Raw genomic sequence first — 9,578 nt, forward strand, 5'->3', positions numbered from 1 at the left:
ATAAGTCAACTATGAAATGAGGAAACGGTCCGTTTAGCCCCGCTGTCATAAGCCGAATCACACAGGAAATCCTGATTTCCGAAGTGGTTTGGCTTATGACACGAGGGGATGGCCGTTGAAGCTAGACAATCGAATCGCTTATCAGCTCTTCGTGTTTCCTTTATCTCGTGCGAAGTGCGTAAGTCTCATACGGCGCTGAACGGGCGCGACTTGCGCTTTTGTTCTGCTTATCTTTCAATTGGATTCTTATTTTCATCATGTGTGAAGCCTTCACCAAGTACATCATGAACAATGCTAACGGATACAAATGCGTGTGGATCTACAGAAGTAATGGCATTTTTCAAACGTACGATTTCATTCTTACCTACGACGCAATAAAGAACTTCACGATCTTTCTTCGAATAGGAGCCGTAACCTTTAAGCACTGTAACGCCACGTTCCATTTCTTTCATAATAACATCGGATATTTCATCATTTCTTTCGCTAATAATCATTGCACCTCTAGCAGTGTAGGCACCTTCTTGCATGAAATCTATCAATTTCGCTGCGATCAGAACAGCAATTAAGGTGTACATACCTTGACGATAATTTAAGTAGGTTAATAGAGACAAGCCAATAACAACAGCATCAAAGATGAACATTGTTCGTCCCATGTTCCAACCAACGTACTTTTGAACGAGGCGAGCGATAATATCTACCCCACCTGTTGTGCCACCATATCTGAAAATAATCCCTAGACCTACACCGATAAAGGCACCAGCAAACAAGGATACAAGCATTAAATCATTTTCTAGTGGAATATGAAATTGTTTTCGTTCGAAAATAGCTAGCCAAATAGAAAGTCCGACTGTTCCGATAATGGTATACAGAAACGAAGTACGACCAAGGAAACGCCAACCGATAAAGAATACTGGGAGGTTTAACACTAAGTTGGAGACAGAAGGATTTATTTCCCATAATTGATAAAGGATCAATGTAATCCCTGTGAAGCCACCTTCTGCTAAATGGTTTTGCATATTAAAATGTACTAATCCAAATGCAAAAATTCCCGCCCCTAAAAGAATGAATAATATGTTTTTAAATTTTAACCCATAAATCACAAGTGTCCACCCCCAAGTTGTACAAAGTATATGCACGTACGTGCTCTTAATTATATAAGAAGTAATTATGTGAAGGCAAATAACTTCATAGTATAGGATTTTATATAAAGTAGTATTCTTTTCTACGTTAAATGAAGAAAGGTTTGAATTACTATACTCTTTTCGTTAACATGGAGTATACTCACTTTTCGAGTGGAATAATTTGCAAATATATGTTCTTTTTCTTTTAGCGATTTACATAGTAAAATGAAAGAAGCAAATTTTGTTATAATGAAATTACGAATGTACATATAAAGGATGATGAATATGCCGAAAAGCATGAAGACTTTACAAGATGAAGTGGATCAATATATTGGACAGTTTAAAGAGGGATATTTCAGTCCACTTGCTATGCTAGCGCGAATGACAGAAGAGTTAGGAGAACTTTCTCGTGAAGTAAATCATTATTATGGAGAAAAACCAAAAAAAGCGACTGAAGATGAAAAAGAAATTAAAGAAGAATTAGGGGATATGTTATTTGTTCTAATTTGTTTCGCTAATTCTTTAAATATTGATCTTGAAGAAGCACACGATTTGGTCATGAATAAGTTTCAAACAAGAGATCAAAATAGATGGACTAAAATAGAACAAGAAAAGGGGAACGAATAAAGTGGAAACAGTAAAGATTGTTATTGCAGGCCCAAGGGGTAGAATGGGGAAAGAAGCGGTACTCTTAGTGAATGAAACGGAAAACTTTGAATTAGTAGCTGTAATCGACCGTAAAAACGATGGTGGCAATTTACAAGATGTAGAGGGATTTGCGGGTATTTCTGCGCCTATTTATTCAGATATTGCAAAATGCTTTCAAGAAGTTCAAGCGGATGTTTTAGTAGATTTAACGACTCCTGAAGTAGGAATGCATCATACCGTAACAGCTTTACAGCACGGTGTAAGACCAGTAGTCGGAACAACAGGGTTTTCAAAAGATGATTTGAAAGAGCTAGATGAATTATGCAGTAAAACAGGTTTAGGTTGTATTATAGCTCCTAACTTTGCAATTGGTGCTATTTTAATGATGAAGTTTTCACAAATGGCGGCAAAATATTTTCAAGATGTTGAAATCATTGAGTTGCATCATGATCAAAAACTAGATGCTCCGTCTGGTACAGCAGTGAAAACGGCAGATTTAATTCGCGAAGTTCGTGAACCGAAACTACAAGGACACCCAAATGAAAAAGAAACAATTCCTGGCGCACGTGGTGCGAGTATTGATGGAATGCATATTCATAGTGTACGTCTTCCAGGATTAATCGCCCATCAACAAGTATTATTCGGTGCAGACGGACAAACATTAACTATTCGCCACGACTCTTATAATCGTGCTTCATTTATGTCTGGAGTAAAGGTTGCTGTGGAAAATGTGATGAAGTTAGATGTGCTAGTATACGGGTTAGAAAACATTATTGAATAGGAGTGTTTTAACGTGAATATTGCATTGATCGCACATGATAAGAAGAAAGATGATTTAGTTGGCTTTGTGACGGCTTACCGACATATTTTCGAGAAGAATACACTCTTTGCAACCGGTACAACTGGTTCAAGAATTACGGAAGAGACCGGTTTAACAGTACATAAGTATCAATCAGGTCCGCTCGGAGGCGATCAGCAAATCGGTGCACGAATTGCCAACAATGAAATGGATGTTGTCTTCTTCTTTCGTGATCCGCTTACTGCTCAACCTCACGAACCTGATGTGACTGCACTTGTTAGACTTTGCGATGTATATAAAATCCCGCTTGCGACGAATATGGGAACAGCTGAAGTGCTTATCCATGGTTTAGAGCGTGGAGATATTGATTGGAGAAAATTATAAAATTAAGGTGAGTAAGAAAATGCAATATGAAATAGATATCCTTGCTTTCGGAGCACATGCTGATGATGTCGAAATCGGTATGGGTGGAACCATTGCTAAATATGCTACTACTGGGAAAAATATCGTAGTTTGTGATTTAACACAAGCTGAAATGTCTTCAAATGGAACAATAGACACACGTATGGTTGAAGCGGGTGTAGCTGGAACGATTTTAGGTATCAAAGAACGGGTAAATGCATTTTTACCTGATCGTGGATTATTTATGAGAGAAGAATATATTGCTCGAATTGCGGCGATTATTAGAAAGTACAAACCAAGGCTAGTATTTGTACCTTATACGATAGATCGTCATCCTGATCATGGTAATTGTGCAAAGCTTGTTGAAGAAGCATGCTTTTCTGCGGGTGTTAGAAAATATATAGATGAACAAGGGCTTAAGCCACATCGTGTAGAATCGATGTATTATTACATGATTAATGGATTTCATAAGCCACATTTCGTTGTAGATATATCAAATCATATCGATGATAAGGTAAAGAGTTTACAGGCGTATAAGAGCCAATTTGAATCTACAGAAACAAGTTATAAGACCCCACTAGTTGAAGATTATATTGAAAGTATAGTCGCAAGGGAAAAGATGAACGGTAAGGAAGTTGGAGTCAACTATGCAGAGGGTTTTTTCACGAAGAAGCCTATTTTGCTTTCAAATGATTTGATAGGAGAAGTAAAATGAGCTTAAATATTGGAATTATATGTTATCCGACTGTTGGTGGATCAGGGGTAGTTGCGACGGAACTAGGACGATTATTAGCTAATAAAGGCCATAATATTCATTTCATTTCAAGTAGCATGCCATTTCGAATGAAGAAAATGCATCCGAGAATCTTTTTTCATAGTGTAGAAGTGAATGCTTATTCTGTATTTCAATATCCACCTTATGATTTATCAATGGCAAGCAAAATTGCAGAGGTTATTAAACGTGAGAAATTAGATATTCTTCATGCACATTATGCTATCCCTCATGCTGTTTGTGCGATTCTAGCGAAACAAATGGCTGATCGAGATGTGAAAATTGTAACAACACTTCATGGAACGGATATTACTGTGTTAGGTTCTGACAATTCGTTACATGGATTAATTAAATTTGGTATCGAAAAGTCAGACTATGTAACTGCTGTATCTCATTCATTGGCTAAAGAGACGATGGCAATCATTCATCCTGACCAAGTAATCCATACTGTTTATAACTTCGTTGATGAGAAAGTATATAACAAGCAACTTGATGCAACGTTTAGACAAGATTTAGGGTTAAAGGATGAAAAAATTCTTATCCATGTATCTAACTTCCGAGAGGTGAAACGAGTTCAAGATATTATCCGCGTATTCCATCGTGTGCAGAAACAGGTACCTTCTAAGCTGTTATTAGTTGGTGATGGACCTGAAATGAGCGTTATATGTGATTTAGTGGATGAATTGCAATTGCATGAACATGTATTGTTTTTAGGAAAGCAAGATAATGTACAAGAGTTGTATAGTATGAGCGACCTTATGTTGCTGTTATCTGAGAAGGAAAGCTTTGGTTTGGTGCTGTTAGAAGCAATGGCTTGTGGAGTTCCTTGCATTGGTACAAACATTGGTGGTATTCCTGAAGTCATCGATCACGGAGTTAATGGATATATTAGTGAACTTGGGGATATAGAAGCCAGTGCGGACTACGCTATTTCATTGTTACAAGATGAAGCATTACATAAGAAGTTTTCAGAAGCTTGTTTGGAAACGGTTTGCAAGAAATTTTGCTCTACTTCTATCATTTCTCAATATGAAAATATATATTATAAATTACTGTCTGAAAGTGAAAGGGATTTGTCATGAATGAACTATTTGTACAAGCTTTGCCTATACTAAAGAAAATTGAAGAACACGGCTTTGAAGCCGTATTTGTTGGCGGCTGTGTACGTGATTATTTATTACAACGCCCTATTCATGATGTGGACATTGCTACATCTGCAACTCCAGATGAGGTGAAATCGATTTTCTCTAAAACAATTGATGTTGGTATACAGCATGGAACGGTACTGGTCCTAGAACATGGTGAATCATATGAGATTACAACATATCGTGTGGAAAGTGAGTATATCGATTATCGTAAACCGAAGGAAGTGAAGTTTATTCGTTCCCTTCAAGATGATTTACAGCGTCGAGACTTTACGATGAATGCGATTGCGATGGATACGAGAGGTGAAATCATTGATCCTTTTGGCGGACAACAAGCCATACAAAAAGGATTAATTGAAACAGTTGGAGAAGCAAATGATCGTTTCTCAGAAGATGCACTTCGAATGATGCGAGCACTTCGTTTCGTTAGCCAGCTTTCTTTTACTTGTTCGGATGAGACATTACAAGCTTTAGAAGAAAATCAGTTATTATTAAATAATATTTCAATTGAGCGAATTACAGCAGAATTTGAAAAACTATTAACTGGGCCAAATGTAAAACAAGCGTTTCAATTATTAATTGAAACGAACTTGTTTGCTTATTTGCCAGGACTTTCAGAGAAGAAGGACAGCCTGATGAAAGTAGTCCAACATGATTTACAGGGTGAACTTGATCTTGATGAGAAATGGGCTGTATTACTTTTTTATGTGGCATCTCTTGATGAAATCGACAGTTTTTTACGAGCTTGGAGACTACCAGTTAAGAGAATTCGTCGTATTCAAGCGATTCTTCGAGCAATTCATCAAGGTGATTTTTATGATAAAATGACGCTGTTTACTGCAGGTATAGAGAACAGTTTAAGTGCAATTAAAGTATCCTGTTTTTTACAACAACTAGATTCTAAACAGGCTGAAGAAAAAACAAGGAGTATCTGGGATTCACTACCAATCCATGATGTTTCACAATTAGAAGTTAACGGGACACTACTTACGCAATGGTCTACTCGTGAAAAAGGACCGTGGATTAAAGAAACGTTACATATTATAACGAAGAAAATTATTGATGGAGATCTTCCAAATCAGACGGAAGCGATATATAAGGAGGTGCAACGATGCAATCTCATATAAGAAAAAAATTATTGGAAGCTTTTGCACAAGCTGGTGATGAATTTATTTCGGGGCAAAAAATTGCTGAATTAACAGGTGCTTCTCGAACAGCTGTATGGAAGCATATCGAAGATTTACGCAGCGAAGGTTATGTATTAGAAGCTGTTCGGAAAAAAGGTTATCGAATTGTAAGTGTTCCTGAGAAAATGTCAGCGGATAGCATTCGTTTGCATTTGAAATCAAAAATCTTAGGTCAGCAAATCTATTATTATGATAGTTTAGATTCTACACAGAAAGTAGCGAATGAACTAGCAAACTCAACGGGAGTTGAAGGGACAATCGTTGTAGCGGATGAACAAACATCAGGAAGAGGTCGATTAGCTCGACAATGGCACTCTGCTAAAGGAACGGGTATTTGGATGAGTATTATTTTGAAGCCTAATATTCCGATTCATCAGGCGCCAAAGTTAACGCTGATTACAGCGGTTGCTGTTGTACAAGGTATTAAAGAAATAACAGGTATTACAGCACAAATTAAGTGGCCAAATGATATTTTACTTAATGGTAAGAAAATATGTGGAATACTGACGGAAATGCAAGCTGAGGCAGATGGTATCCATTCAGTCGTTATTGGTGTAGGAATTAATGTTAATCAACTAGTTGAAGATTTCTCACCAGAAATACGTGAAATTGCAACTTCTCTATTAATTGAGGGTGGAAAGACTTTATTAAGAGAAGAAGTAATTTGTTCTGTATTAACCAAGTTGGAAGATTTATATCAAAACTTTCAACGTGACGGTTTTACGAGTATTAAACAATTATGGGAGAGCTATGCCATTAATATGGGCAAGAGAATTACAGCTACAACACCTCAAGGCAGGTTAACAGGTATTGCTTTAGGTATTACAGATGATGGTGTATTACTTCTTAAAGATTCCAAAAATGAAGTACACTCCATTTATTCAGCTGATATTGAAATATAAAAACGTTTTCATAATTTTCACATTATATATAGCATTAAACTAGCATGCTTTGGTATAATACTTTTGGGCAGTATCAAAAAATGAACTGCACCTAAGAAGGCTAGTTAAATAACTATAGTATATCTGCCTAGATCCGTAGATGGACAGGGACAGAGGGATGAAACAAATGTGGACGTTAAGGAATCCTTCTGTATTAAGAAGGATTTTTTTGTTTGAAGTGGGAGTTTTAGGATACTTCCACTTTTCTCGCAAGCGCCAACGTTTTATCTCCTCTAATAAAAAGGAGGAAGAATAATGAAGCTTTATAGCCAGTTTTTGAAGATGAAAGAACAAAATGAAAAGATTGTGATGTTAACAGCTTATGATTATCCTTCTGCTAAAATAGCAGAAGAAGCAGAAGTGGATATGATTTTAGTTGGAGATTCGCTTGGAATGGTTGTTCTAGGATATGATTCAACAATTCCGGTCACAGTTGATGATATGATTCATCATACGAAAGCTGTAAAACGTGGTGCGAAGGATACTTTTACCGTAACTGATATGCCGTTTATGAGCTATCATTTATCAATAGATGAGACATTAAAGAATGCCACTCGAATTATGCAAGAAGGCGGAGCTGATGCTGTTAAAGTTGAAGGAGCAGATGAAGTATTATACAAAATTTCTGCTTTGACTAAGGCTGGTGTTCCTGTTGTGGCACATTTAGGATTAACTCCGCAATCAGTAGGTGTACTTGGCGGCTACAAAGTACAAGGGAAAGACGCTGAAGCTGCCGAGAAGCTTATACAGGATGCTAAGAAATGTGAAGAAGCTGGAGCAATTGCTCTTGTGTTAGAATGTGTACCGTATCAAGTTGGAAAAATGATCACAGAAGCATTAACGATTCCAACAATCGGTATTGGTGCTGGGAATGAAACAGATGGACAAGTGTTAGTGTACCATGATGTGGTTAAGTACGGCGTTAATCGACTACCTAAGTTTGTTAAAGCATATTGTGATGTGAACGAAGAAATTCTTTCGGCAATTAAGTCTTATCGTAAAGAGGTGAAGGATACTTCTTTCCCTTCTCAAGAACATTCATTTACGATGAAAGAAACGGAAGTAGCAGCACTGTACGGAGGCAAATAATGAAGATTATTACTAGAATTGAAGACTTGCAGAATGAATTAACTCCTTTACGAAATGAAGGAAAACAAATTGGCTTTGTACCAACTATGGGATATTTACATGAAGGTCATGAAAAGCTGTTAACTGAAGCACGGCGCGATAATGATGTCATCGTTCTTAGTATATTTGTCAATCCATTACAATTCGGTGCCAATGAAGATTTGGATCAATACCCTCGAGATATGGATAGAGATGAGCAAGTAGCGAAGAATCATCATGTTGATTTTATCTTTTTCCCTACGGTTCAAGAAATGTACCACGATGAACCATCTGTAACAGTTAAAGTGATGAAGCGAACAGATGTGTTGTGTGGTAAATCAAGACCAGGCCATTTCGATGGAGTAGCAACTGTTCTAACAAAATTATTTAATATCGTTAAGCCAACACGTGCATATTTCGGCTTGAAAGATGCACAGCAAGTAGCGGTTGTAGAAGGACTTGTAAGCGACTTTAATTTCTCAGTTGAGATCGTGCGAGTAGAGATTGTTCGTGAGGAAGATGGATTAGCGAAAAGTTCAAGAAATGTGTACCTTCTAGAAGAGGAGCGACAAGAAGCTAAAGAATTGTATGCAAGTCTACAATTGGCACAAAAAGCAATTCATGAAGGCGAACGAAATCCTGATGAAATTACAAAGTTGATGACTGAACATTTATCTAAATCAACAAAAGGTAAAATTGATTATATAGAAATCTATTCATATCCTACTCTTGAATCTGTTAAAGAATTACAGGGTCAATGTATTATAGCGCTAGCTGTTGCTTTCCAATCTGCTAGACTAATTGATAATGTAATCATAACGGTTTAATAAAGAGAAACTACTAATGGGAATTGGGGGAGTATACGGTGTTTAGAACTATGATGAACGGCAAAATCCATCGTGCAACTGTGACAGAAGCAAACTTAAATTATGTAGGAAGTATTACTATCGATCAAGATATTCTTGATGCAGTAGATTTGTTACCAAATGAAAAAGTCGCGATTGTAAACAATAATAACGGTGCTAGACTAGAAACGTATATTATTCCTGGAGAAAGAGGAAGTGGAGTTGTTTGTTTGAATGGAGCTGCAGCACGACTTGTGCAACCGGGAGATATTGTTATTATCATCTCTTATGCAGTTCTCTCAAATGATGAAGTGAAAAATCATCAGCCAAAGATTGCAATAATGGGTCCGAATAATACAATTAAAGAAATGATTTCTCATGAACCAGAAGCAACAATTTTAATATAATTAGCTTAAATGAGAAGGAAAGAAGCTGACTGCATTGAATTGAAACTGTATAATCATGTAAGATGGATTATATACGTTACAATTGGTGACGTCAGCTTTTTTAATTTTAACGGAGCGTGGTCTTCCTTCCTAATGTTTAAATGGAAGATATGGTGCAATATAGGCGCTACCGCTTTTTTAAAAGATAAGAAAGTATAAAATTTT

Annotated in this window: 12 protein-coding genes; 11 read left to right on the forward strand and 1 reads right to left on the reverse strand. The window is 36.8% G+C overall.

Annotated features, from left to right (window positions below):
• Positions 1-227: 227 nt before the first annotated feature.
• Positions 228-1,100, reverse strand: coding sequence for a YitT family protein (locus tag V7014_RS06860; protein WP_335505531.1), 873 nt, complete (start codon positions 1,098-1,100; stop codon positions 228-230).
• A gap of 300 nt (positions 1,101-1,400) precedes the next feature.
• On the opposite strand from V7014_RS06860, the gene V7014_RS06865 reads away from it, so the two are divergent.
• From V7014_RS06865 to V7014_RS06915, 11 genes are all read left to right on the forward strand, one after another.
• Entirely contained in the window at positions 1,401-1,748 is a 348-nt protein-coding gene (locus tag V7014_RS06865) for a nucleotide pyrophosphohydrolase (protein WP_335505533.1), read from the forward strand.
• Position 1,749: 1 nt separating this feature from the next.
• Entirely contained in the window at positions 1,750-2,550 is an 801-nt protein-coding gene (gene dapB, locus V7014_RS06870) for a 4-hydroxy-tetrahydrodipicolinate reductase (RefSeq protein ID WP_335505535.1), read from the forward strand.
• Positions 2,551-2,562: 12 nt separating this feature from the next.
• Entirely contained in the window at positions 2,563-2,952 is a 390-nt protein-coding gene (gene mgsA, locus V7014_RS06875) for a methylglyoxal synthase (RefSeq protein WP_335505537.1), read from the forward strand.
• Between the two features lie 19 nt (positions 2,953-2,971).
• Positions 2,972-3,685 (forward strand): bacillithiol biosynthesis deacetylase BshB1, encoded by a 714-nt coding sequence (gene bshB1 / locus V7014_RS06880; protein ID WP_335505539.1) that lies wholly within the window; start codon positions 2,972-2,974, stop codon positions 3,683-3,685.
• Positions 3,682-4,824 (forward strand): N-acetyl-alpha-D-glucosaminyl L-malate synthase BshA, encoded by a 1,143-nt coding sequence (gene bshA / locus V7014_RS06885; protein ID WP_335505541.1) that lies wholly within the window; start codon positions 3,682-3,684, stop codon positions 4,822-4,824. The genes bshB1 and bshA overlap by 4 nt, the downstream gene beginning before the upstream one ends.
• Complete coding sequence (locus V7014_RS06890) at positions 4,821-6,014, forward strand: CCA tRNA nucleotidyltransferase (RefSeq protein ID WP_335505543.1); 1,194 nt, start codon at positions 4,821-4,823, stop codon at positions 6,012-6,014. Before bshA ends, V7014_RS06890 begins: the two co-directional genes overlap by 4 nt.
• The gene (locus V7014_RS06895; protein WP_335505545.1) at positions 5,999-6,976 is read left to right on the forward strand and encodes a biotin--[acetyl-CoA-carboxylase] ligase; all 978 of its coding nucleotides are present in this window, start codon (positions 5,999-6,001) and stop codon (positions 6,974-6,976) included. Before V7014_RS06890 ends, V7014_RS06895 begins: the two co-directional genes overlap by 16 nt.
• 294 nt (positions 6,977-7,270) lie before the next feature.
• Positions 7,271-8,104, forward strand: a complete 834-nt coding sequence (panB, locus tag V7014_RS06900) for a 3-methyl-2-oxobutanoate hydroxymethyltransferase (protein ID WP_335505547.1) — start codon at positions 7,271-7,273, stop codon at positions 8,102-8,104.
• Positions 8,104-8,949 (forward strand): pantoate--beta-alanine ligase, encoded by an 846-nt coding sequence (gene panC / locus V7014_RS06905; RefSeq protein WP_335505548.1) that lies wholly within the window; start codon positions 8,104-8,106, stop codon positions 8,947-8,949. The genes panB and panC overlap by 1 nt, the downstream gene beginning before the upstream one ends.
• Positions 8,950-8,987: 38 nt before the next feature.
• A complete protein-coding gene (panD, locus tag V7014_RS06910; RefSeq protein ID WP_335505550.1) occupies positions 8,988-9,374 on the forward strand; it encodes an aspartate 1-decarboxylase in 387 nt (128 codons plus the stop codon).
• Between the two features lie 9 nt (positions 9,375-9,383).
• Complete coding sequence (locus tag V7014_RS06915) at positions 9,384-9,572, forward strand: hypothetical protein (protein WP_335505552.1); 189 nt, start codon at positions 9,384-9,386, stop codon at positions 9,570-9,572.
• The last annotated feature ends 6 nt before the right edge of the window (positions 9,573-9,578 follow it).

Source organism: Bacillus sp. JJ722 (assembly GCF_036963345.1).
Classification (GTDB): domain Bacteria; phylum Bacillota; class Bacilli; order Bacillales; family DSM-1321; genus Bacillus_AD.

Bases quoted from the DNA above. Each gene is read 5' to 3' on its own strand.
- V7014_RS06865 (WP_335505533.1), top strand. From the start codon at position 1,401: ATGAATATGCCGAAAAGCATGAAGACTTTACAAGATGAAGTGGATCAA.
- bshB1 (WP_335505539.1), top strand. From the start codon at position 2,972: ATGCAATATGAAATAGATATCCTTGCTTTCGGAGCACATGCTGATGAT.
- bshA (WP_335505541.1), top strand. From the start codon at position 3,682: ATGAGCTTAAATATTGGAATTATATGTTATCCGACTGTTGGTGGATCA.
- V7014_RS06890 (WP_335505543.1), top strand. From the start codon at position 4,821: ATGAATGAACTATTTGTACAAGCTTTGCCTATACTAAAGAAAATTGAA.
- V7014_RS06895 (WP_335505545.1), top strand. From the start codon at position 5,999: ATGCAATCTCATATAAGAAAAAAATTATTGGAAGCTTTTGCACAAGCT.
- panB (WP_335505547.1), top strand. From the start codon at position 7,271: ATGAAGCTTTATAGCCAGTTTTTGAAGATGAAAGAACAAAATGAAAAG.
- panC (WP_335505548.1), top strand. From the start codon at position 8,104: ATGAAGATTATTACTAGAATTGAAGACTTGCAGAATGAATTAACTCCT.
- V7014_RS06915 (WP_335505552.1), top strand. From the start codon at position 9,384: ATGAGAAGGAAAGAAGCTGACTGCATTGAATTGAAACTGTATAATCAT.